Source organism: Cyanobacteria bacterium FACHB-DQ100 (assembly GCA_014695195.1).
GTDB lineage: Bacteria > Cyanobacteriota > Cyanobacteriia > Leptolyngbyales > Leptolyngbyaceae > Leptolyngbya.
Genome location: JACJNW010000011.1, coordinates 1 through 23,845, shown reverse-complemented (window position 1 = coordinate 23,845; position 23,845 = coordinate 1). Strand labels below are relative to the sequence as shown.

The following is a 23,845-nucleotide window of genomic DNA, read 5'->3' as shown; positions in this document are numbered from 1 at the left end:
ATCAGGAGTATCATCTATGGCGATTGACTCTTTGAATGCTTGACTCTGGCACTTTTACACCCCAATCACATCCTGCGTCGGACAGCATACGTCCGCGATCGATCCGTCCAATCGGCACGTATGCGCTTTATGGGTTAGCGGTCTGGCGCGATCGATTCGTGGCGCTAGATACAATCCGGGGGTTTTTACTGCAAATTAATCCCCGAAATGACAACACGATCGTTCTCAACTCTTGCCACACTGACCAGTTTATCGATGCAAAAGGCTTTGCTATCTGGGAAGAAACAGTCTGGTTCACCAAAGACAACAGCGTTTACTTTTGCACGTTTGAGCAATTTGAGCCGCAACTGTTTACAACCTTGCCTTACGATATCGATGGTGTTGGCGTTTGGGAATCTACGATTTATGTGACTTCTCAGAAGTTAGGCTATGTCCTAATTTACGAGCGCAACACAAAGCGCAAAATCACGCAGTTTCCCTTGCCTGGAGTGGGTGTGACCAACTTAACGGTGCGGGGCGAAGAGTTGTGGCTGTGCGATCGTACAGAAGAAACGGTGTACTGCCTCGATCGTGCGACCGGAGAGCTTCAGTTTAGTCTGCTGACTCCGTTTGAAAATCCAACCGCGATCGCTTTTCTGAATGATTCCAATACAGATCAGTCAACGCTATATGTATCCTATGCAGGAGAAGAAGCTTATATTCGCGACAATCCAAATGCTGATCCGAATTTAGAGTTAACGTATCGCGATCGTACTTTTATTCATCCGCTTCATTTTCGTTATTATCCCGATGAGCGCTATACGCTATCGAATGGATATTTAATTGAAATGACGTATGTTGAGGAATTACTGCCGCTCGATGAAGTAGAAATCCAGAATTTAGAATGGCGAATTGCATTACCCGCAGAGACGCATCGACAAAAAATTCGCAGCGTTGAAGCGATCGGTCTTCCGTTTACCGAAGATGTTCAGGAAGGGCAGCGAGTTGCTGTGTTTAAATTCAATTCGCTCAAATCTCAGGAGCGGCATATCTTTGGCTGGAAAGCTCTATTAGAGGTACGAGGCATCAAGTATCAATTCAACTTTGAAGCTGTCGAGAACGCTCCCGACTTGAGCGCAGAGTTTCGCGATCGTTATCTTGTGGACGATGATGAGTTGGCAATGGATACGCCTGTGATTCAGCAAGCGGCAAGAGAAGCGATCGGGACAGAAACGAATATCCTTCGTAAGATGCTGAAGATTCGCAATTATGTTTACGATCGCTTGTCTTACGGCATTAAACCTCACATTGATTCCCCTGATGTTGTTCTTGAACGCGGAATTGGTTCCTGTGGTGAGTACGTTGGTGTGCTATTAGCATTGGCGCGATTGAATGGAATTGCCTGTCGAACTGTAGGACGATATAAATGTCCGTCGTTTGCCGATCGTCAGAACGTACCGCTTGAACCCGACTACAATCACGTTTGGATTGAATTTTACATTCCCGGTTATGGTTGGTTGCCGATGGAGTCGAATCCCGATGATATTGTTGAACGAGGGCCGTACCCGACTCGATTTTTTATGGGATTACCCTGGTATCATGCGGAAATTGGTAAAGGGATTTCGTTTGAATCGCTGAGGTCTCAAGGGATGCCGCTAGGAGATTTGATGGATATTTCGATCGGCGATCTTGCCCTGAATCACATCCGGTTTATGATCCTCGAAGAGTTGCCACCGTTGTAATTGCGGGGTGACGATCGGATCTCCATCGTTTGGGCTAAAGTAATTAGATTCAATCATTTGAGCGATTGAGGAATGGAGCTTCTATTACTTGCAGGTTCGATCGTCATCACAGTCCTGGTTTTTCTCTGGCTGGTTCGAGTGATCAGAGCCACGCTGAAGACTGCGTTATTGATTGCTGCGATCGTGTTTGCGCTGCAATTTTTTGGCATTGGGGGCGATCGGATTTTCTCCGAAATTCGCAAAGTTTTTGGCTATCTCTGGCGCTTTGTTCCGGGACAGCAATCTTTTAATGTTGATCAAGTCGTGTATCAAGTTGCACACAACGCCCATACTGCTTTCGGACAGCTTTCAAGCTGGTAGTCGCGCTGAGTTCAGCAGCAAAGTGGTTGTGCAATTAATTCTCAGAAGAAAAATCTTAGCTCTCTTCACTCTGGAGTGGTAAGTATAATCGCAGTGGTTCTTCACAGCCTGTAATAAAAGGCACTAGCTCATGCTGAAAAACGCCGCGATCGCGACTTTCCTCCTTTCAAGCACCGCTCTAGCAACAACCTTGCCTGCTCACGCTCTAACCCTAGCTCGATATACATTTGAAGGAGACGTTACTACTGGTACCAGCGACGATCCTACTGTTACGGTTAGTAGCTTTAACTCAAGTGGTCTTGGTACCGCTACATATGTAGAAGGAAATCCGGGACGAGCGCGCAACTTCAATGGCTGGGAAACAACTCCAACTGTCAATTTAACTAAGTACGTTACTTTCGAGATTGCGCCTAACACTGGCAGAAGCATGAACTTCAACACACTATCCTTCGATGGACGGCGCTCGCCCACGGGTTCTCAATTAGTTCAAGTTCGCTCCAGCAGAGACAACTATGCAGCAGTCTTAGCAACCTTTTCCCTGCCAGTGAGCGACGTTTTCTATCCACTATCGCTTGCCTTTACAGGAACAGACTTTCAGAACTTGACTACTTCCGTTAGCTTTAGAATCTATGGATACAACGCAACTGCTGGAGCCGGAACACTCAGATTTGACAATGTAGTGTTGGATGGCACAACTCAAGCAGCAACCCCTGTTCCTTTTGGTTTTACTCCAATTTGGGGAATTGCTGCAAATGGAGTCGTGTTTGGATTGCGAAAACTGAGAAATAAACAGATGAGAAGTGGTTCCCAGAGCAGCGTTAAAGCTTAAATCCAGATCTTGATGTGTTTGAATGGAGCGATCGACAAGACGATCGCGACATCCCTAATACCCGCCCAACTTACCGCGCCGCTTAGTTTCCCGCTCCGACCAGCGAAAGAGAAGAAGACCGATCGCGAAATAAACTGCTCCATTCAAAAACGCGGCTCCTAATGCAACCCAATCTAACCCCGCTTGCCGCGCCATCAAATCTCGAATGACTCCTGCACCCGTTGTCATCGGAATCAAATATCCCAAATAGCGCTGCACTCCTGTCCAAGTCTCAGTTGGAATGGTCAACACAAACAGAAGCGAGAAGTTGAGAATTCCGGCAATTTGTTGAACGGTTTTGAAAATCAGCGTTAGACTACCGATCGCAAACGCGAGACCGTATGCGCCGAGAATCACAGTGATCAATGGCAAAATCAACAGGGGCGAAAATGTCAGCCATCGTCCAGTCAGCGCCATGATAATTAGTAGTACGAACGCAATTAGAATTAATTGAAAAACCAGATCAGAAACGGCTCTTAGCAAAATAATTCTTCTAACCTTGAACGGTGAGATGAATAGCTGCTCTAATGTTCCAACTTGTGCTTCTCGCTGCAAAGTTGCATTAATGCCATTCATAATAAAAATGATCAGCGACCACAGAATATATCCCACGATTACAGCATCTAAGCGATCGCCAAATCGAACATTTCCCCCCGCAATATATCCAACGCTGAGAAATAATCCGTAAAACGTCACGGTCAACGCAACAATGCCACCAAAAAGCTCATGGGCATAGCGTTTATACTGAATCCAGCTCCACTTAAGCTGGGCAACGAATAACTCAAACATTTACTTATTTACCAATTTCAGAAACACATCGACCAAATTTGCTTGATCTTTTTCCAACCGCACGATCGAGAACGGCTTCAAAATCTCCAACGCGTGATACAGCAATTCAATTTGACGAACATAAACCGTTTTGCCTTCAATCACCGCATCGATCGCGCTTAATTTACTGATGCGATCGTCGTCTAGTTCCTGCTCCAATTCAATTCGATATGAATCGCCAGAAAACTGCTGAATGAGCGTCTCGGTTCTTTCTTGTGCGACAATTTCGCCTTCTTTGATAATTGCAACGCGATCGGACAATTCTTCAGCGATATCTAGCTGATGTGTGGTTAATAAAATTGCTCGATCTTCTGCGGCAATCTCTCGCACTAAGCGCTTCACGGTTTGAGTCGCTTCTACATCTAGCCCCAAAGTCGGCTCATCCAGCAGAAGTAACTGCGGTTCGTGAATTAATGCAACCGCGATCGCCAGCTTTTGCTGCATTCCGCGTGAGAGATTTTGAACGATCGTTGTTCGCTTCGGCATCAGTTCAAATCGCTCTAGTAAAGCCTTGGCTCTCTGACGCGCCACATACCCGCTTAATCCCCGCAATACCCCGAAATACTCTAAATTCTCTTCTGGAGTCAGTCGCCAGTAGACATTTCGATTGCCTTCGAGAACGGCTCCCACCGACTTAAGCGCGATCGATTGACGATGCGGATCTCGTCCAGCGATTTTGACCTGTCCGCGATCGGGCAGAATCAATCCCGCAATCATTTTGATCGTGGTTGTTTTTCCTGCTCCGTTTGCGCCCAGAAACGCCAAGACTTCACCCGCACCGATATTGAATGAGACATTTCTTACAGCTTCAACCGTCTTTCCGCCGCTTTGATACGTCTTTTGTAATTGCTCAACTTCTAGAACTTGCATCAACTTGCACACGCAACACGCTTGTCTTCATCATGACAGACTGATTCCTCTATCCGTGGTCTATTGCTGACCTACCCATTTCTGAGTATATTAAAATTTGTAAATTTAGGCTTGATTAAATCTAACGGAAGTGATGAAGCTTCCGAATCAAAGCGTATAAGTGCTGTAGCTACTATTTACTCTCTCGAAGGAGCAGTGTTTGTGACTGTATCTGTACTTTCCTCCACAGCGGATGATCAGTTGATCGAAGCGTTTTTTCAACAATCCGAAGGGCAATGGCGTTCGGAGCGTCGCTACTACACCTTGCCCGATGGTGAAGTGAAAGAAATGATCAGCATGATTACGATTCGCTTTTTACCGCAGGGAGCGCCCGAACTGGTCGAACTGGCTCATCTGCATGGACTCGAAGACGAAACCGCTATGACCTGCGGTGCAGCGGTCACCTGGGATAGCGAAAACACCGTTTCCGGGCGGACAGAATCGAAAGGCTCGACGTTATTTGGCGTGATTGGCTCAGTCTTGTACCGCGATCGCGGATTCGCAACCACGAAACCCATCACCGCAGGCTTCTACTTCACCAATCCTGATACGCTCTGCCTCAGAACCGAATACAAAGGCTCGGTGTTTGAAGAAGAACTTAAGCTGATTGGCAGTAAATACCGCACTCGACAAACGATCATTTCCCGCGCTGGCGAACAGCAAATGATCGGACAATACATCGAAAAGCGCATCGCTTAAGGCGTTTACCAAGGTGGGAAAAATTTTTCTCACCTTTTTTGTTGGCAAGCTGCATAAAGCGCGATCGTTCCTCCTACTGAGTGAGTGTAGAGGATGAAACACCTCACAACACACACTCAAGCAAGGAAACTGATTATGAAACTCGTTCAATTCTCTGGCGCTTTGGTTCTCGCTTCGACTCTGTTTACTGGAATGATGCCTGCTCGCGCAAACGATGCTCTGTTCGGCAAATTGGCAGACAAAATTCAATGCAGCACGGCGGATGTTGGATTGGGTAACAACACACAGAACAACATTCAAAGCAATAGTTCTTCCCGGCAATCCTCAAGCTCTAACAGCAACAACGCTTGGGGTAACGCCTCGAATAGCCAATCGAGCAGAAGAAATCAGAATGCGGGTGGGGGTGGCTCAGTTAGCGTATTTGGATTGGTCAGCGTTGGCGGTTCGGGCGGTTCACAAAGTAGCCAGCAAAGTCAATCGAGTCGCTCCAGCGCTTACGGGCGCAACAGTAGCGCTCAAAATTCGAGTCGCTCTAGCAATTCTTCGTTTAGCGATCGCAGTTCGTCCACCGTCGTTGTCGGTGAGGTGAAAGACTGCGATTCCAATAACGCTGCTGCCGCATCAGTCATTACAACGCTCGATAGCAACCGGACGGCTGAAAAAATGAACGCGGACAACAACCGGACTGCCATTGAGTTGTTCAACTCCCAACGCCGAGCAGGTCAAGTCAACAACCTGATTCAATGGTATACACCGCAGCGCTAATCAAATTGATTTGAACTCAGGGCTGAGGGGTGCGAGATGCGCCCCTTTTTTGGGATGGTTCTACTAGAACACAGCGAGACCGATTGATAGGAGATTGCCACGATCGCGAACGGACTTCTCAAGGTCGATCGAAGTCCGACGGAGGACGGAAGCGCTCAACCGGGACATCTTGCAGCGCTTGAGACATGAAATCACGCCAGATTGGAGCCACAAACGTGCCTCCCGTTGCCCCACCTCCCAGAGTTGTATAGTCATCATTCCCGACCCAAACGGCAGTCGAAAGCTGAGGCACATAGCCAACAAACCAGATATCACGCTCGGATGACGTGGTTCCGGTTTTACCTGCGGCGGGACGACCAATCTGCGCAGCAGTGGCAGTTCCGCGTGTGATCACCCCTTGAAGCGTATCGTTGGTTGCAGCAGATGCCCAGGGATCAAGCACCAGTCTCGGTTTCGGCGTGTTATCTAGGAGGACGTTGCCGCTACTATCGGTCACTTGTGCAATTAAAGTCGCTTCTGAGTACCACCCGTTATTTGCGAAGGCAGCGTAAGAGCTTGCCATTTCTAGCGGAGTCAGGTCAACGGCTCCCAAGGGCAGCGAAATCACGGGGTTAATCGGGCTTTTGATTCCAATGCTGCGACAAATTTCGACAATTTTATTAAGACCGATTTCTTGCCCAAGCTTCACGGCGGGAACGTTGCGAGATTGCTCTAGAGCGCGTCTCAGGGTCATGGCACCCCCGAAGCTACGATCGTAGTTCTGGGGGTAGTACATATCATAGCCATCGGGATATCCCACAGGCGCATCGAGGATGGTGGAATCTGGCGCGTACTTGCCGGACGCATAAGCCGCATAGTACACAAAAGGCTTAAACGCTGATCCCGGTTGCCGCAACGCTTGAATCGCGCGGTTGAACTGGCTCTTCTTTGCATTGACACCGCCGACCATCGCTTTCACAAACTGTGTCCGGGGATCAACCGCAACGATCGACATCTGATCCGCGCCGACTCCTTGAGCATTGATCGAGGCAAGCGATCGACGTGCTGTGTCTTCAGCGATGCGCTGCATTCGAGAATCGATCGTCGTTTGAATCCGCATTCCGCCCTTGAGGACTGCATCTCGCCCGAATTTGCGCGTCAGTTCTTGCACCACCGCATCGGTGACATACGGCATTTGACTGGTCTGGAACGAGGTAATTTTTCCGAGCTTGATCGGATATTTGCGGGCAGCAGCTTCTTCAGATGCTGTGATCCAACCGAGTTCTCGCATTCGATTCAGCACATCGGCTTGACGCGCTTTTGCCGCCTTCATGTCCGCAAAGGGGCTGAGGGCTTCGGGCGATTGAATCAGCCCTGCCATCATTGCCGATTCTGCCAAATTCAGACTGGCTGCATCTTTGTTGAAATAGCTTCTGGCGGCGGTCTGCGCTCCATAGGTGTTGTGCCCCCAATAGACCTGATTCAGATACATCTCAAGAATCTGGTCTTTTTTGAAAATCTGCTCGATTCTTAGCGCTAAGACGGCTTCCGCAACTTTTCGACTCAGGGCACGCTCCGGCGACAGAAATAGGTTCTTCACAAGCTGCATCGTCACCGTAGAACCGCCCTCAACGGTGCGCCCGGATGTGAAGTTTGCTACCCCTGCCCGTGCGATCGCCCCTGCATTCACGCCGCTATGCGAATAAAAATAGCTGTCTTCGATCGCGATTACTGCCCGTTTGAGATGCGGAGAAATGCTGTTGAGCGGCACGACTTCCCGGTTTGCTTCACCGTGAATACTGGTGAGCTTTTTGCCTTTTATGTCGTAGATATGCGTCGTTTCGCTGGGTTTAAAGGCACGCAGCGATCGTACATCCGGCAAATTACGAAAACTAATCGCGAGTCCGACAAGACCGCCTGCAACGACTGAACTCGACAGCATCGTAATCGCCAGCAGCGTTCCGCCCGTCACTTTGCCCACCGACTGGAAAAATTCCTTTGTGGTTTCGGGTTGTTGCTGCTGCTGCTTTTGTCTAAGGGTATTGGACGACACGGCAAACTCTCTTTCAGTTAAAGAATCAGTTAAAGAAGTAGGGCATGAGAAAGGATTCAGAGATTGGAAGAAAATTCCGTCAGACCTTGAATCGTTGAGACAATTTCCGAGATGAGGTGAAACAACTTTAGTAGGATAATTGAGACTCAGGCAAATGGAGCAAATCGATCGAGCAATATCGTTTAGTCGTGTGGATTCGATTTAGGTCAAAATAAGAAGCCGTTGTTTAGACTGTTGATTTTTCTCAAAAGTATAAAGTATGTCTCATTCTCTTGACTGGCTGTTTCGGGGTACGACCGAGATTTTCCCGGATCAGCCAGATTCGGCTCAGCCGACTGAAAATTTACGGGTGCGCTTGGAGAAGAGCAACCGCCCATTGCGGATTAAGTTTGGCATTGATCCGACGGGAACTGATATTCATTTGGGTCATAGTACCATTTACCGCAAGTTGCGGCAGTTTCAGGATGCTGGACATACAGCGGTGCTATTGATTGGAGATTTTACCGCGAGAATCGGCGATCCGACAGGAAAATCCGAGGTGCGGAAGCAATTGACCGAAGAGGAGGTGAAGGCAAATGCTGCAACTTATCTAAAGCAGTTGCGCCCGATTCTGGATTTTGAGACCCCAGGGCGGTTAGAGATACGCTACAACTCGGAATGGCTCTCTAAGCTGGATTTGAGCAAGATTCTCGAATTGCTGGCAACGATGACGGTCGGGCAAATGCTGGCGAAGGAAGGCTTTGCGGAGCGCTACAAGCAAGGAAGCGCGATTTATCTGCACGAATTTTTATACCCGTTGATGCAGGGCTACGATTCGGTGGCGCTAGAAGCCGATGTCGAACTCGGCGGAACCGATCAGAAGTTCAATCTCGCCGTCGGACGGGATTTGCAGCGTCATTTTGGGCAGACTCCGCAGTTTGGATTGCTGATGCCGATTTTGCCGGGGTTAGATGGCGTTCAGAAAATGTCTAAGTCTCTGGGGAACTATGTCGGATTGTCGGAAGATCCGCTCAGTATGTATTCGAAATTAGAGAAAGTTCCAGACAACGCGATCGAGCAATATTTTGAGCTTCTGACCGATTTACCGCTCGATCAACTGCCGGAGAAACCTCGCGATCGTCAAAAACTTCTGGCGCTGGATGTGGTGAGCCACTATCACGGCAAAGAACGCGCTCTTGAAGCGCAAAGCGCAGCGCTGAATCTGGTTCAAGGTGGGGGAACCGAGAGCGATTCGGTGCCAGAATTTTCGCTGTCTGGGGTGCAATTTCCGGCGAAACTGTTTTATCTCGTGAGTGCGGCGGGTCTGTGTAAAAGCAGCTCCGAAGCGCGGCGACAGATTCAAGGCGGAGCGGTGAAACTGGACGGTGAAAAAATGAGTGAGGTCGATCGTTTGTTTGAGTCACCAGAAGCGCTGAGCGGAAAAGTGCTTCAGCTTGGTAAAAGTAAGTTTGTGCGGTTTGTGCCATGAACGATCGCATCATTGTTCCGTTAGATGTGCCGTCGGAAGCAGCCGCGATCGCGCTCATCGATAAGCTGCCTCAAGTTACCTTTTGGAAAGTCGGCTTAGAACTCTTTGTCAGCAGTGGATCGAACATTTTAACGATTCTGAAGCAGCGTCAGAAACGGATTTTTCTTGATCTGAAGTTCCACGACATTCCGAATACGGTTGCGGGCGCTTGTGCGGCGGCGGCTCGATTTGGTGTGGATTTGATTACGATTCATGCGACTGCCGGGAAAACCGCATTAGAGCAGGCGCAACGAGCGATCGAGTCAAATACTCCAGAGGGGGCTACGCCGTCGAAGTTGATTGCAATTACGGTGTTAACGAGTTTATCGGCGCGATCGCTAGCGTTTGAGTTGAAGATTCCGCTCGAACTGCCCGAATATGCGTTAGAAATGGCGCTTTTGGCAAAAGAAAGTGGGTTATCAGGGGCAGTTTGTTCGCCGCAGGAAGTCGCGCAACTGCGGCAGGTTTGCGGTGATGAATTTGTGCTGGTTTGTCCGGGGGTGCGTCCAACTTGGGCGGCTGCGGGAGATCAGCAGCGAATAATGACTCCGAAGCAGGCAATTGCGGCGGGCGCAACGTATTTGGTGATTGGGCGACCGATTACGGCAGCGGATGATCCGGTGGGGGCGTTCGATCGAATTTGTGAGGAACTTGCAGGATGAAAATTGCTCTACGGACTCCTAATGGCGACGTATATCAAAATACCCTGATTTCTCCTGGCGGTGTTGACCTTGTGGATGAGACCGCCGGACTTTGAAGCAGTTTATTTCAAGCGTGGGGAGGATTCTTCTGTTTCGCGCAGCCTGGTAGTCTACCTCTTAATCTTGGTAGTCTTAACTACCATTTGATATTAAGGAGAAGATTTATGGTTAACAATACAAGCGACTCATCTAATCGGGTTAACAGAGATACCTACGATCGTGGAATTGTTCCAGCCGAAACAGCCGCCCGCAAGGAGCGCGAAGGTGAGCAATTCAAAACAACACCGACCGAAGCACGAGAAGCGAGTGCAGCAACTGATGATCAAACGGATGAAGGCAGCATCAAAATGACGGATGGGTATACCGTTGATCAAGAAGGCTTGCTGAACAACTATGCCATTGAGCCAGAGATGTACTACGAAGTGCCGGGAGATGCGCGGCAAGCTGAAGAGGAGGCAAAGGCAGAGCGGGCTGAAGAACTGCACGACATCAATCAAGATGAAGCAGGAGCTTTAACGATGGATGCTGACCAGCGCGGAAAAGGATCAGGGATAATCTAATTCTGGGAACTTCTGCAATGCAGATTCTCGTCGATCGTGGTTCAAACTACGATCGACATTTTATTTCTAAAGTCTCTGAATAACGATGCAGCGAATTATTGCTCTTGGTGTTGCGATCGCCACTCTCCTGCCAATTTCTCCGGCTCATGCGGCGCGTGTTGCCTGCCCGACCGAAGTTGAACCAATGATAAAAGCAATGCTGCCGGCTCTGCCTGGATATGCCAATCGCATTGCTGCTCGATCGCGCCTTGGCACCATTCGTTCACCGAGAAGCTCAGTCCTGCTAGCCGGACGACCTGAATTTGAGCCGTTACCGCTTAACAGCGATCGACCCGTTGATCCCACACTCAAACAAGCCTTTATCACAACGTTAGGACGTGAATTTGTCAGCGGTAAAGGAGTCGAGCTGCAACAATTTCACTGGCTATTTCTCACCCGCACTCCAGAAGGTTGGCAACTAGCGCTGATGTTTACTCGAATTGGTACGACTATCCCCAGTCAGCCGATCACTCCGCCCAGGGAAAGCCGTGACGGAGTAATTGGGCAAGCGGTTCAACTGTGGCTACGGGATTGCAATGCTCAAGGAATTCGAGTCCGCAGTGAGTGATCGACTAACTTCTAAAGCCTCTTGCTGCGTTGATATCCAGTTCGATGCTGATTGAATAGAGCGGTAATGCAACGTCTCATACCGAATCAATTTGTTAATGCTACAGATCCTTCGCCCCCTAAATCCCCCATACTGGGGGACTTTGAGAATCCGAAACAGATTGGGCTTGAAGTCCCCCAGTATGGGGGATTTAGGGGGCTTCCAAGATCTGTAGCACTCAAAAATTAATTTGGTATCAAGAGACAATCTTTGCTTGGCAATGAGGACAGTAATACAATGGCCGTCCTGCAAGGATTTCTTTCACAATCAAGGTTCCACAGACAAAGCAGGGGCGATTCTCTCGATTAAACACAGAATGCCGATAGTCACTTCGCTTTTGTCCTTGGGCTTTTAATTGCATTGCAAGGGTTAAATCATTGGTGATGCCCTTTGTCTGATAAGACTGTTGTGTGACAGTTAGAACAGCTTGTGCTAGTGCATGAATTTGATTGTCAGAACAATCGATCGATCGCAACACCGGATACACTCGCGCTACAAATAGAATCTCACTGCGAAGATAGTTTCCCAATCCACCCAGGAAATGCTGGTCTAACAATAAAATCGGTAACTGTCTACGATAAAACCGCTTGTCTCGAAACCTTGCTTCAACCTGTTCGACAGTCACTGCTTCGTCTAACACATCTAATTCAATCCGACTCAAGAATGGATGCGTCGCTAACTCGGATTGTTGTAATACATCAATCTCAGAAGCACTGTACAGCAATGCAGATTTCTGAGCATTGTGAATAGCTAGCCGTAACTGTCGATTTGTTTGTGGATAAGAATGAGGTTGGCGTACATACCAGCGACCATAAAGCTGATTGTGGCTGTAGAGATAAAGCTGATTGCTAAAGCAAATCACCATGCCTTTGCCGCGAGTCCGCACCGCCGTTACACACTGCCCGATCAACTGAGATTCGTAGGGTTTTAATCGCTCAAACGCAAAGAAGATTTCTGTCACTCGTCGATCGACCAGTGCTGCTGCAATTTGGTCAGCCGAGATGCGAATTTCAGGGCCTTCAGGCATTGGGGTGCGCTAGATTAGAGGTATGTTAGAACTACATTGTCACACAACTTACTCAGACGGAATGCTGAGTCCGACCGAACTCGTAGGGATGGCGATCGAGTCCGGTGTGCGTGCGCTTGCGATTACCGATCACGATACAGTTTCCGGGTGGGATGAAGCGATTGCGGCGGCTCCTCCCGAACTCGAAATCGTTCCCGGTCTAGAATTAAGCACCGTTTGGCGCGATCGCTCTCTGCATATTTTGGGCTTTTATCCGGATCGCGATCGTCTCGTTCCCCCGTTGAGCGAACGCCTCGAAGGACGAAAACGCCGTGCTCAAGAGATGATCGATAAACTCGCAGCACTGGGATATGAAATTGAGCTTCCCTCGATGGGTGAAGGCATGGCTCCGGGTCGTCCGCATATTGCCTCTGCCCTGGTGAGAGCGGGTCATGTGGAATCGACGCGAGAAGCCTTCGATCGATTCTTAGCCGACGATCGCCCCGCCTTTGTGCAATACGAGAAATTTAGCGCGATCGCAGGCATTCAATTGCTGCGTGAGTGTGGTGCAGTTCCGATTTGGGCACATCCGTTTCTATTTCGAGGCGCACCTGTCAAAGAGGTTCTACCGCAACTGGTCGAAGCGGGATTGATGGGGCTGGAAGTCTATCATCCAAGCCATACACTTTGGCAAGCAGAACGGCTGAAAGAAATGTGCGCTCAGTACGGATTGTTGATGAGCGGGGGCAGTGATTTTCACGGCATTCCGGCGGATAGCAAGCCGGATGAATATCGATCGCTCAATAGCTTAAAGGTGTCGATCGATCTCCTTGAGCCGATCAAGCAGGCGGCGAACCACCTTAAGGGCTGAACAATTCTCAGGTTTCTCCGGATAAGTTCTAGAAGACTCGAATACGGTGATTGGTAGATGCACCCTGATGATTTAACCTCCGATGTTAAAGTCGGAGGTTTTTTGTGTTTTTGAAAGTTCTCAGTATCGATCGTTGCGACTGGAGATTCTGATAGAAACCCGCGAGCGCACGTCAGTTTCCTTTGGGATGATCTTTTGCCACCTGTGCGACTCGTTGAGAAATCTCTGGATTGTAAAGTCTCAGATAGTTCCAATAGTTGCCTAACACGGATTTCACATATCCTCTCGTTTCAGAATAGGGAATTGCTTCGACAAATTCATCTGGATCTTGTGATTTCGCTTTACTTACCCATCCTGCCACTGCACCGGGCCCGGCATTGTAGCTAGCTACTGCTAACATCGAATTATTGTCGTACTGCAAGTGTGTATAGTCTAGATACCAGGTTCCAAACTTGATATTCGTTTCAGGGTCAGCGAGTTTGAACTGCTTAACTTTAATATTGTTGGCAATGTATTCGCCTGTTTCGGGCATCACTTGCATCAGCCCAACCGCTCCTACGCTGGATTTGATGTCTGGTTCAAAGCGCGATTCTTGTCGAATCAAAGCCGTTACCAACATCGGATTAAGTTGGCGCTGCTGTGACCAATTCTCGATCGTTTCTACGTAAGGGAACGGATACAGCGCTTGCCAGTACCCGATCTGCTTTCTTAGCTCCTGATACTTCGCTTTATCTTCCGGTTTTTCACGATCGCGCAAACTCCCGACCATATAAAGCCCATCGAGATTTTCCCCAACGCCCAACCGCATTACGCCATCGGTGAATTGTTCTGCGATCGATGGTTGTACCCGATTCTGAAATTCGATCTGCCAATGTGACCAAGCATCGCGCTCTTGACCGAGTTGATAGAGCTCCTTGAGGGCAGGTGAACCTGCTGGAAGTTCTGGACGAGCGAGCGGCTTTTGCACTTGGGGATTCATTGATCGCACCGTGTTAAAGTCGCCCACATTCCAACCGAGCATCGCTGCCGATCGCCATGCGTAATAGGACTCTGAATGTTCGCTCAGGACTTTTTGAAACAGTTTTGCTGCTTGATCATTGTTGCCGATTCGTTGCGCCCATTTTCCTGCCCAAAACCCCGCTTCTGCTGCAATCTCACTGGTGGGATTGTGGGTTAACACAGGTTCTGCCCACTGTTTTGCAAGCTTGAGGTTTCCAGTTTTGGCGCTGCGTTGAGCATAGTCCCAGCGCATCTCAGCAGCAGCCTCCGAATTGGCATATTGAGTCAGAACCAACTGCCGCATTTGTGCAGCCGTTTTCGCACTGTTCATCTTGTCGAGCAGCTTCGACTTTTCTACTAAAGCCTCTGGTGCACGATCGGGAAAGTTTTGAATCACTTGATCAAGATACGCGATCGCAGTGGGGGGAGTGTCGGCTAATGCGGCTAATCGCGTCAACGCTAACCCTGCCTCTGGAGAGTTGGGAAACTGCTGCACCATTTGACGATAGCGTTCGACGGCTCCGGGTCTGCCGCTTAGATGCAGCCCTCGCGCCGATCGATATGCGGTCAGTGGAGTTTGAGGAGCGCGAGCATACGCGATCGCACCTTTATCATAAACTTGGTTCTCCCAGTACCCGAATGCGATCGCTTCCCAGTCCTGTGGCTGTAACTGAGTGCCATACTGCGAAACGAGTTTATCCAGTAGCTCAGTGTATCCATTGCTGCTTGTGCCGTATTTGGCAACAATCAACAGTAAGGGAAGCTGCTTCGGATTTTGCTTGAGGCGAGTTTTAGCGATCTCGATCGATCTTGGATGCGATGGAAATTGGGCTAAAGCTTGATCCCAATATTGGGAATTTTTGCGCCCTAAAGTAAAGAGTGCTTCTGCCGTGGCGGGTTCTTTCGGAAACTGTTTAACGATCGCTTGTAAGGTCTGCGCCGCTTCTTTCTGCTTGCCTGTAACTTCATACGCTTGGGCGCGTTTCATCCCAATTTGCGCCGCTAAAACTGGATAGCTTTTCTCTAGATCCTTCAGTTGCTCTAGTGCTTTTTCACCTTGACCTTGAGCAATCAAATCGGTTGCCAACAAATATCGAGCACGATCGCGCTCTAAAGTCGAACTGGCGCTTTGTGTCGCCTGCTTGAGCGCCCCGGCTCGCTCCGTCGCCGATTTTGCCACCAATGGGCTAATTAACCGGCTCGGAGTTCCAACGCCACCCGATGCGGGAGCTGTCACAGACTGTAGCGAATTTACAACATTCGAGGGCACTTGCGAGACTTGCTGAAGTTTTTCGATCGGGATCAGCGCACCCGCCACGATGCCGATCGCTCCAACTCCAGTTGCTAGCACTAACCAAAACTTCCGCGCTTGAAACAGTGGCTTTCGCATTGGAAAATCCAGAAAGAAGGGGCAATTTGACGCAAACTGTAAGCAGTTATAGCAAAGTTTTAATGATTCTGAAGCAATCAATTCAGCGAGGAGTGCGGAGATAGGGGCAAAGCCACATCATCTTTTGCAAAGGGAATAACGCCACACCCCAGAAAATCGCTTCCCCCTCCCGACTCCCGACTCCCCACTTTATGATCGATACTGGAAAACAGACGTTAGAACCCACTCTTAAGGGCGATTGGCATGAATTTAACAGTCACGGGAACTCCCCTACTCGAATGGTCAGGTGATGGCCTAGCGATCGGGCTATTTGAAGGCGCAGAATTGTCGAGCGATGTGGCAGCGCTTGACCAAAAATTATCCGGTGCGATCGCAGAATTAATCGCAGATGCTGAGTTCAAAGGGAAATCCGGCAGTACGGCATCGACTCGAATCGCAGGCAGCCCGATTCGGAAACTTCTCTTGGTGGGATTGGGTAAACCAGAGGCGTTCAATGGCGAGGCATTGCGACGATCGGGTGCTGCGGTTGCCAAGTTAGCCAAGCGCGAACGCTGCAAAACGCTCGGTGTGAGCTTGCCGCTCTGCAACGATGATGCGGCGACAACCACGCAAGCGATCGTTGAAGGCATCGAACTGGGGCTTTACAAAGATGTGCGCTTTAAGTCAGAACCCGACGAAAACGGCAAGATCGACGCGATCGAGCTGCTTGGTTTAGCCGGACAAGAAGCGGCAATCGAAAAGGCGCGTCAAATCTGCTCTGGTGTATTTCTAGCGCGTGAACTGGTAGCGGCTCCAGCAAATTACGTCACTCCGGTCACGATGGCAGAAACCGCGCTGGCGATCGCGAATGAACACGGCTTAGAGATTCAAATTCTCGAAAAAGAAGATTGCGAAAAGCTGGGGATGGGAGCTTTTCTGGGTGTCGCTCAAGCGTCTGACCTGCCGCCGAAGTTCATTCACATCACCTACAAACCGCAAGGAACCCCGCGCAAGAAAGTGGCGATCATTGGTAAAGGTCTCACGTTCGATTCCGGTGGCTTGAATATCAAAGGTGCGGGAAGCGGCATCGAAATGATGAAGACCGACATGGGGGGCGCGGGTGCAACCTTTGGAGCCGTTAAAGCGATCGCGCAACTGAAACCCGATGTCGAGGTGCATTTTATCTCGGCAGTGACGGAAAACATGATCAGTGGTCGGGCGATTCACCCCGGAGATATTCTCACGGCATCGAACGGCAAGACGATCGAAATCAATAACACCGATGCGGAGGGACGCTTAACGCTGGCGGATGCATTGGTTTATACAGAGAAATTAGGGGTGGATGCGATCGTCGATCTAGCGACTCTTACCGGAGCTTGCGTGATTGCGTTAGGCGATAACATTGCGGGCTTGTGGAGTCCCAACGATGAACTTGCCGATCAACTCCTGAAAGCGAGTGAGCAATCGGGCGAAAAACTTTGGCGAATGCCGATGGAAGAAAAATACTTTGAAAGTATGAAGTCGGGCATTGCGGACATGAAGAACACCGGAGCACGGGCAGGTGGTGCAATTTCAGCAGCACTGTTTCTCAAGCAGTATGTCAAAGAGACTCCTTGGGCGCACCTAGATGTGGCAGGCCCAGTTTGGACGGATAAAGAGAATGGCTACAACGGGGCAGGCGCAACGGGTTACGGCGTCAGGCTGCTGGTAGATTGGGTGCTGAGTTAGGTTTAAAGATCTGTGAGTTGGGGAGGGTTGTATTCCCCAACTCACAGTACAGTCTGAAAAGCAATCCTCCCTCGATTCTGGGTGGAGGCTGAACGGCTTACAGCAACCATTTAGAGATTTGAGATCATACGGTGGCGGCTCTGGCGACGATTCCACGATCGAACACCAGTCCATCTGTGCCAATCCCTTCGATCTGGAGACGATCGGGATAAACTTCGATCGCGCTGAATCCATAGCGAGACACAGCGTACTCTGTCGTCTTCGAGCGTCCAACGCGGCGTAAATGTGCGCCACCAATTCCGGTCACTAAATAGGTTGTGCCGTCGATCGAGGTCGATCTCTCGTAATGATGTTCATGTCCATTGATATAAAGCTGGACTTGATGTTTCTTGAATAGCGGGGCAAACCTCTGAATCATGACTGGATCGGTGCCGTACACGCCCGACGAATAAATCGGATGATGCCCATAAACAACTTTCCAGGGTGCAGAACTGCGCCCCAACTCAGCATCGAGCCAAGCAATCTGGTCTTTCCAATCGGCGTTACCGTTAGTATCGAGCACAAAGAACTGGACATCTTTTTCGCGGTAAGTATAGTAACGTCCGTTCATGTTGAACCCGGCATAACGAACTTGCGGATCGCCGTTTTCGGTACGGATGTCATGATTTCCCAAGCAGGCGCGGAAGCGGACATTTTGCTTCAGGAGCGGGGCGTAAGGTTGCTCAAAGGCAACGCCAATCCGCTCCATTTCGCCACTGTCGTAAATGTTGTCGCCTGCTAGAGTGACCAGCGAATAGGGATTTTTGCGGTGATAGGCTGCCATCGCATCTGCTGAGGCAAACTGGTTGCGATCGCCTGCCCCTGAGTCTGCCACGGCAACAAAGCGCAGCATCAGTTCATTAGCAGAGGGCTTAGGCGGCTCAGACACGGTTTGAGCCATGCTCGAAGACGGTTCAGGGGAACGACTCAAGGTTTTTCCAGCAACCACGAGACCGAGGCTACCTAATCCTCCTAAAACCAGAAGTTGACGACGCTTTAGACTCATATCGGCTAGTTCTAAACAACAGTGCGATCGACAGATGATAGATTGAAAGTTCAACTGATTTTCACTCTACCGGACGCTAACGGATTTCATTTGTCGAGGAGATCACATCTATGTCACACCCAGACGCAAATTCCCCTACAAACTCACCGACAGAATCCCAGTCCAGTTTGCCACACTCTCAAGCCACCGCCCGCAAGATCCTGACGACGCTGAAAACGAGAACGATCGGGACACTCCGATCGACGAGCCGGATTCTAGAGAGCGCTGCCGATCGCGTCGAAGCGGCTAACGAACTCAATCCACTACTGGTGAAAATTGCGACGGGCTTGACGATCGCCGTAGAACGATTCTTGCCTATTTGGAGAAAATTGCTGAGCGTGATTCGCGATCGTCTGCCTGCAACTCTGAACGGAAAACTGGGCGATCGAGCGTTGAGCGGCATTGTCGCAGGGGCGATCGTCGTTTTATTTTGGTTCACGTCTTCACTCTTTGCCTCGAAACCTCCACAACCCGTTCAAGTTGCCAGTCGTCCACCTGTGACGGCTCCAGTTCAACCGACTCCATTCCCGACCAATCTCACTACTCCCGAAGCGGCTCCTGAGATTGTTTCGACTCCGGTAGAGGTGATTGAACCTGCTGAAGTCCCAGTTATAGAGGAGGTTGAGCCTGCTGAAGTCTCTGTTGCCGAGGCGCCAGTAGCACCTTCGACAATTGAACCGATCTCTGAACCAGCCCCTGAACTAATTGTTCCTGAACCAGTTGTTGAAGAACCAATGGTCGAAGCAGCACCCCAGCCTGAACCAGTCGCAGAACCGATTTCAACTCCTCCAGAACCAGAACTCACCCCAGAACAAAAACAAGTTGCCGCAATTCAATCTCAAATCATGGAAATTAGCGATCGGTTCATTGGGGGTTTGGTAATGGGAGTTGAACCGCAAATCGATCGCGCCCAGATCAAGGTGCGCGTCTCCGAAGATTGGTATCGCTTTAGTGCAGAGCAGCAGGATCAATTTGCCAACGAACTCTGGGCACGATCCCAGACCTTCGACTTGCCTAGACTTGAAATTACTGATGCTCAAGGATCTCTACTAGCGCGTCCTCCGATCGTCGGCGAAACAATGATCATCCTCAAACGCAAAGCTGCGCTCTCTTAGCTCTCTTAAATGTCATACTCATTTGATTGATGAACGTTGATTGGTGAACGTTGCACAGAATCGATCATGGCGGAATTGTTGGTAGCGACGCGATCGATCACATCTCTACAGTCATGCTATTTTTCAATCAACAAAAACTAAGAATAGATCTGGGAGGCGGGTAAACTCTTAGACAATCGCTTTATCAATCTCTTTATCAAATCTAAGGTGCTGGGGTGATGGCAAAACAGCAACCCTTCCCCTGTGAGCAAGTCTCGCCAGAGGACTGGGAAAAAACACCAGAGTCTGTCAAGCTCTTAGTCGAGTCTCTGATTGCAGGCGCAACCGTATCCGGAGACGAACCTCGTCTAATTCAGTTTCTAGATGCTACGCCGATCGGGATTACTGTGCATAATTCCGTTGGGAAAGTCGTCTATATCAATCAGGCTGGACGCTCATTGCTAGGGGTGAATTACGCAGCCCAAGTGCATTCCGAACGACTCTCTGAAACATTTCAACTGTATCAGCAAGGAACTCAGCAGCTTTACCCAGTGGATGCTTTACCCAGTCATCGCGCATTAAAGGGCGAAGTCGTTTGGGTGGATGACATAGAAATTCACCATGCTGACCGTGTAATTCCTCTGGAAGTTTGGGCGACACCGATGCTGGATCAGCAGGGACAGGTGAGGTACGCGATCGCAACGTTTCAAGATATCAGCGAGAGAAAGCGCAGCGAGGCTGAACGCAAACGCCGCGAACTAGAGCAGCAGGTCGTGGAAAATACGCTGTTAGTTAGTGAATACCGCTACCGCCAGTTAGTACAGGCGCAAACAGACTTAATTTTACGATCGCTGCCAGATACCACGATTACCTTTGCCAATGATGCGCTCTGTCATGCGCTAGGTCGTACTCTAGATCAAATTGTTGGGACAAAGTGGAGTAGCTTTGTTCCCCAACATGACTTAGAAAAACTTCATTGCAAGATTGCTACGCTTAGCCCAAATCATCCGATCTTTGAAAGTATTAATCAAGACGTTCGTGCAAATGATCAAACGGGCTGGACGCAGTGGCTAGATTTGGGGATTTTTGATCAGCAGGGACAACTGATCGAAATTCAATCGGTGGGACGTGACGTTACTGCACTACAAGAAAAAATCCTCCGCGAACAGGCATTAAATCGAGTATTTCAGGCAATCCGTAACTCGTTAGACTTAGACACCATTTTTGCGACTGCCACTAAAGAAACGGCTCTGCTGTTGAAAAATCTCGATTGCTTTGTGGTGCAGTACCTACCAGAGCAAGAAATTTGGAAGTATGTTGCGGAATTTCATCATGATCCGAGCGCCCCAGCCATGATCGGGTTAGAAATTGCCGATGCGGGAAATCCGTTTGCAGAGCAACTCAAGCAATTGCAGCAAGTCCGAGTTGAAGATACATCCTGTCTGGAGGACTCGATTAACCAGGAAAATGTTCGATGCTTGCCCGGAGCACGATTACTGATTCCCTTGGTGATTGACGGAAGAATTTGGGGTAGTTTTACGATCGCGACAACCCAACAATCCCTCGTCTGGCAAGACGATCAGCTTGAACTCGCTCAGTCCGTTGCAGACCAGCTAGAAGTTGCAATTCAGCAAGCCAATCTTTATCAGCAGGTACAACAGGAACTAGAAGAGCGCCGCCGCATAGAAACTGCACTTCGGGAAAGTGAAAGCCGATTTCAAAAGATGGCAGACAATGTGCCTGGAATTCTCTATGGTTATCGCCTCCGACCCGATGGTTCTGATCAATTCACTTACATTAGTTCTGGTTTTCGCGATGTCTATGGCTTTGAATTTGATGCAGCACTGCAAGATCCAACGGTTGTGTGGGGATTAACGCATCCTGATGATGCAGAACAACTGCACGCTTCTGTTGCAGTGTCTTACGAAAGCCTGCAAACCTGGCAATGTCAATATCGCGTGATTACTCCTGCGGGAACATTGAAATGGTTACAGGGAGTTGCACGCCCCACTCGACAATCCAATGGCGACGTGCTTTGGGATGGATTGATTGTTGATATTAGCGATCGCAAATTAGCGGAAGAAGCATTGCGAGAGAGCGAAACCCGCTATCGGTTATTAGCCGAGAACATAAACGATTTGGTTTGTCTTCACGACTTGCAGGGAAGATACTGCTATGTGAGTCCGTCTTGCGAAGGGCTTCTAGGGTATCGACATGACGAAATGTTGGGGAAAGATCCCTATTCATTTTTTCATCCTGACGATCGCGATTACATCCACAAACAAGCTCACATCACGGCAGTGCGTGGAAAACCGTTGCCCGTGACCTATCGAATTCGTCAGAAATCGGGTCACTACATCTGGTTTGAGACGTTGACAAAGCCGATTGTGAACGCGAAAGGGGAAATTGTTCAGCTCCAGACCACCTCTCGCGATGTCACAGAGCGTATTCAAGTTCAAAGTCAGCTCAAACATGATGCTTTACATGATGCACTAACGGGATTACCCAATCGCCATTTGTTAATAGAGCGGTTAGAACTTGCGATCAATCGAGCGGGATGTTTACAGGATCATTGCTTTGCTGTGCTATTTCTGGATCTCGATCGCTTCAAGGTGATTAACGATAGCTTGGGGCATTTAGCAGGCGACCAATTGCTAATTGCGATCTCCCAAAAATTGCAAACAACAGTCCGCCGCATTGATCTAGTCGCTCGATTAGGGGGGGATGAATTTGTCATCTTGCTCGATGAGATTCAGGACATGCAAGAAGCGATTCACGTCGCCGAGCGAATTTTCTTCACGCTACAGACTCCGCTCCTGATTGAAGAACGAGAGGTCTATACCTCAGCTAGCATCGGTATTGTGCTAGGCACGAAAGCGTATGCTGAAGCTTCTGACCTATTGCGCGATGCTGATATTGCGATGTATCGGGCAAAAACCAATGGCAAGGGACGGTATGAAATCTTTAATGCTTCAATGCACACGCAAGCATTGAAGCATCTGGATTTAGAAAACGACCTGCGCCGAGCGATCGACAATCAAGAATTTGTGCTGCACTATCAGCCGATTGTTGCGCTGGATACAGGCTGTGTGATTGGATTTGAAGCGCTGATTCGCTGGCAGCATCCGACTCAGGGCTTGAAACTCCCTGGAGAATTCATTGCAGTTGCGGAAGAAACAGGACTGATTACCCGGCTAGACTATTGGGCACTTCGGACAGCTTGCGATCAGCTTGCTAGATGGCAGTCAACTTTTCCTGAAGTTTCTGGAATGAAGATGAGCGTAAATCTTTCGGCTCTGGATTTACGCCGATCGGATCTGCTCAAAGAGATCGATCGTGTTCTTGATCAAACCCGCCTGCAAGGCGATTCTCTGACTTTAGAGATTACTGAAAGTATGTTGATTGAGGATACTGAGTCTACGATTCGGTTGCTCGACCAGATTAAAGAACGAGGGATTCAAATTAGTATTGATGATTTTGGCACAGGATACTCATCGTTAAGCTACCTCCATCGTTTACCAATTGATAATCTCAAGGTCGATCGCTGCTTTGTGCATCAGATTCAGTCCGGCAAACGCGATCGTCAAATTGTTGAAACAATTGCGGCTTTGAGCAATCAGTTGGAACTGAACACGATCGCGGAAGGCATCGAAACCCAGCAGCAACTCGAAAGACTCCGAGAGCTGGGCTACAAATTTGGTCAAGGACGATTACTCTCAAAAGCCTTAAGCCAAGAAGCGATCACCACGCTCTTATCAAGCCAGCGCTTCTATAGAGCCGATTTAGCATAGGTGTGATACCGAATCAATTTGTTGATACGACAGATCCTTCGCCCCCTAAATCCCCCATACTGGGGGACTTTGAGAATCCGAAACAGATTTGGCTTGAAGTCCCCCACTCGTGGGGGATTTAGGGGGCTTCCAAGATCTGTAGCACTCAAAAATCAATTTGGTATGAGAGGATGTCAGGCATTGCTGAATGAGAGGATGAATTAGACTGGAATGGGCACATCTCGAAATTTGAGGTAGTGCAGTAACAAGCGAATCGAATGACTGAGCATCTCCACTGACTTCGAGTAGCACAAGGTCTTACGATGCA

Annotated in this window: 20 protein-coding genes; 13 read left to right on the top strand and 7 right to left on the bottom strand. The window is 49.2% G+C overall.

The window, feature by feature from the left end; all coding sequences use genetic code 11:
* The first annotated feature begins 35 nt into the window (after positions 1-35).
* The 3 genes from H6F51_01935 to H6F51_01925 all read left to right on the top strand — a co-directional run bounded on the left by H6F51_01935 (position 36) and on the right by H6F51_01925 (position 2,910).
* Positions 36-1,721, top strand: coding sequence for a transglutaminase family protein (locus H6F51_01935; protein ID MBD1821278.1), 1,686 nt, complete (start codon positions 36-38; stop codon positions 1,719-1,721).
* 72 nt (positions 1,722-1,793) lie between these two features.
* Complete coding sequence (locus tag H6F51_01930) at positions 1,794-2,081, top strand: hypothetical protein (GenBank protein ID MBD1821277.1); 288 nt, start codon at positions 1,794-1,796, stop codon at positions 2,079-2,081.
* A 130-nt stretch (positions 2,082-2,211) separates the two neighbouring features.
* Entirely contained in the window at positions 2,212-2,910 is a 699-nt protein-coding gene (locus H6F51_01925; GenBank protein MBD1821276.1) for a hypothetical protein, read from the top strand.
* Between the two features lie 54 nt (positions 2,911-2,964).
* On the opposite strand, the gene H6F51_01920 is transcribed toward H6F51_01925, so the two are convergent.
* Positions 2,965-3,738, bottom strand: coding sequence for an ABC transporter permease (locus tag H6F51_01920; GenBank protein ID MBD1821275.1), 774 nt, complete (start codon positions 3,736-3,738; stop codon positions 2,965-2,967).
* Positions 3,739-4,647 (bottom strand): ABC transporter ATP-binding protein, encoded by a 909-nt coding sequence (locus H6F51_01915; protein ID MBD1821274.1) that lies wholly within the window; start codon positions 4,645-4,647, stop codon positions 3,739-3,741.
* A gap of 201 nt (positions 4,648-4,848) precedes the next feature.
* Between H6F51_01915 and H6F51_01910 the strand changes: the two genes are divergently transcribed.
* Both H6F51_01910 and H6F51_01905 read left to right on the top strand, forming a co-directional pair.
* Complete coding sequence (locus H6F51_01910) at positions 4,849-5,385, top strand: phycobiliprotein lyase (GenBank protein MBD1821273.1); 537 nt, start codon at positions 4,849-4,851, stop codon at positions 5,383-5,385.
* A gap of 135 nt (positions 5,386-5,520) precedes the next feature.
* The gene (locus tag H6F51_01905) at positions 5,521-6,150 is read left to right on the top strand and encodes a hypothetical protein (GenBank protein MBD1821272.1); all 630 of its coding nucleotides are present in this window, start codon (positions 5,521-5,523) and stop codon (positions 6,148-6,150) included.
* A 118-nt stretch (positions 6,151-6,268) separates the two neighbouring features.
* On the opposite strand, the gene H6F51_01900 is transcribed toward H6F51_01905, so the two are convergent.
* A complete protein-coding gene (locus tag H6F51_01900) occupies positions 6,269-8,182 on the bottom strand; it encodes a penicillin-binding protein 1A (protein MBD1821271.1) in 1,914 nt (637 codons plus the stop codon).
* Between the two features lie 259 nt (positions 8,183-8,441).
* Here H6F51_01900 and H6F51_01895 point away from each other — a divergent pair, with 259 nt between their 5' ends.
* The 4 genes from H6F51_01895 to H6F51_01880 all read left to right on the top strand — a co-directional run bounded on the left by H6F51_01895 (position 8,442) and on the right by H6F51_01880 (position 11,557).
* Positions 8,442-9,650, top strand: coding sequence for a tyrosine--tRNA ligase (locus H6F51_01895; protein MBD1821270.1), 1,209 nt, complete (start codon positions 8,442-8,444; stop codon positions 9,648-9,650).
* Positions 9,647-10,351: an orotidine-5'-phosphate decarboxylase gene (gene pyrF / locus H6F51_01890; GenBank protein ID MBD1821269.1), complete on the top strand. Its 705-nt coding sequence runs from the start codon at positions 9,647-9,649 to the stop codon at positions 10,349-10,351. Before H6F51_01895 ends, pyrF begins: the two co-directional genes overlap by 4 nt.
* A 203-nt stretch (positions 10,352-10,554) precedes the next feature.
* On the top strand, positions 10,555-10,950 hold the full coding sequence (locus H6F51_01885; GenBank protein ID MBD1821268.1) for a hypothetical protein: 396 nt from the start codon (positions 10,555-10,557) through the stop codon (positions 10,948-10,950).
* Between the two features lie 85 nt (positions 10,951-11,035).
* Positions 11,036-11,557 carry a hypothetical protein gene (locus H6F51_01880; GenBank protein ID MBD1821267.1) on the top strand — a complete coding sequence of 174 codons (522 nt, stop codon included), beginning with the start codon at positions 11,036-11,038 and terminating at the stop codon, positions 11,555-11,557.
* A gap of 235 nt (positions 11,558-11,792) precedes the next feature.
* Here H6F51_01880 and nei read toward each other — a convergent pair whose 3' ends face one another.
* Positions 11,793-12,623, bottom strand: coding sequence for an endonuclease VIII (gene nei, locus H6F51_01875; GenBank protein ID MBD1821266.1), 831 nt, complete (start codon positions 12,621-12,623; stop codon positions 11,793-11,795).
* Between the two features lie 22 nt (positions 12,624-12,645).
* Between nei and H6F51_01870 the strand changes: the two genes are divergently transcribed.
* A complete protein-coding gene (locus H6F51_01870; protein ID MBD1821265.1) occupies positions 12,646-13,473 on the top strand; it encodes a PHP domain-containing protein in 828 nt (275 codons plus the stop codon).
* A 172-nt stretch (positions 13,474-13,645) separates the two neighbouring features.
* Here H6F51_01870 and H6F51_01865 read toward each other — a convergent pair whose 3' ends face one another.
* Positions 13,646-15,862 carry a transglycosylase SLT domain-containing protein gene (locus tag H6F51_01865; GenBank protein ID MBD1821264.1) on the bottom strand — a complete coding sequence of 739 codons (2,217 nt, stop codon included), beginning with the start codon at positions 15,860-15,862 and terminating at the stop codon, positions 13,646-13,648.
* Between the two features lie 243 nt (positions 15,863-16,105).
* Between H6F51_01865 and H6F51_01860 the strand changes: the two genes are divergently transcribed.
* Positions 16,106-17,569 carry a leucyl aminopeptidase gene (locus tag H6F51_01860; GenBank protein MBD1821263.1) on the top strand — a complete coding sequence of 488 codons (1,464 nt, stop codon included), beginning with the start codon at positions 16,106-16,108 and terminating at the stop codon, positions 17,567-17,569.
* Between the two features lie 124 nt (positions 17,570-17,693).
* Here the strand turns inward: H6F51_01860 and H6F51_01855 are convergent, their stop codons facing one another.
* A complete protein-coding gene (locus tag H6F51_01855; protein ID MBD1821262.1) occupies positions 17,694-18,614 on the bottom strand; it encodes a metallophosphoesterase in 921 nt (306 codons plus the stop codon).
* Between the two features lie 110 nt (positions 18,615-18,724).
* Here H6F51_01855 and H6F51_01850 point away from each other — a divergent pair, with 110 nt between their 5' ends.
* Both H6F51_01850 and H6F51_01845 read left to right on the top strand, forming a co-directional pair.
* On the top strand, positions 18,725-19,768 hold the full coding sequence (locus H6F51_01850; GenBank protein MBD1821261.1) for a hypothetical protein: 1,044 nt from the start codon (positions 18,725-18,727) through the stop codon (positions 19,766-19,768).
* 218 nt (positions 19,769-19,986) lie between these two features.
* A complete protein-coding gene (locus H6F51_01845) occupies positions 19,987-23,538 on the top strand; it encodes an EAL domain-containing protein (GenBank protein ID MBD1821260.1) in 3,552 nt (1,183 codons plus the stop codon).
* Between the two features lie 200 nt (positions 23,539-23,738).
* Here H6F51_01845 and H6F51_01840 read toward each other — a convergent pair.
* On the bottom strand, positions 23,739-23,845 hold a 107-nt coding region (locus tag H6F51_01840; GenBank protein ID MBD1821259.1), incomplete at its 5' end, for an IS1 family transposase.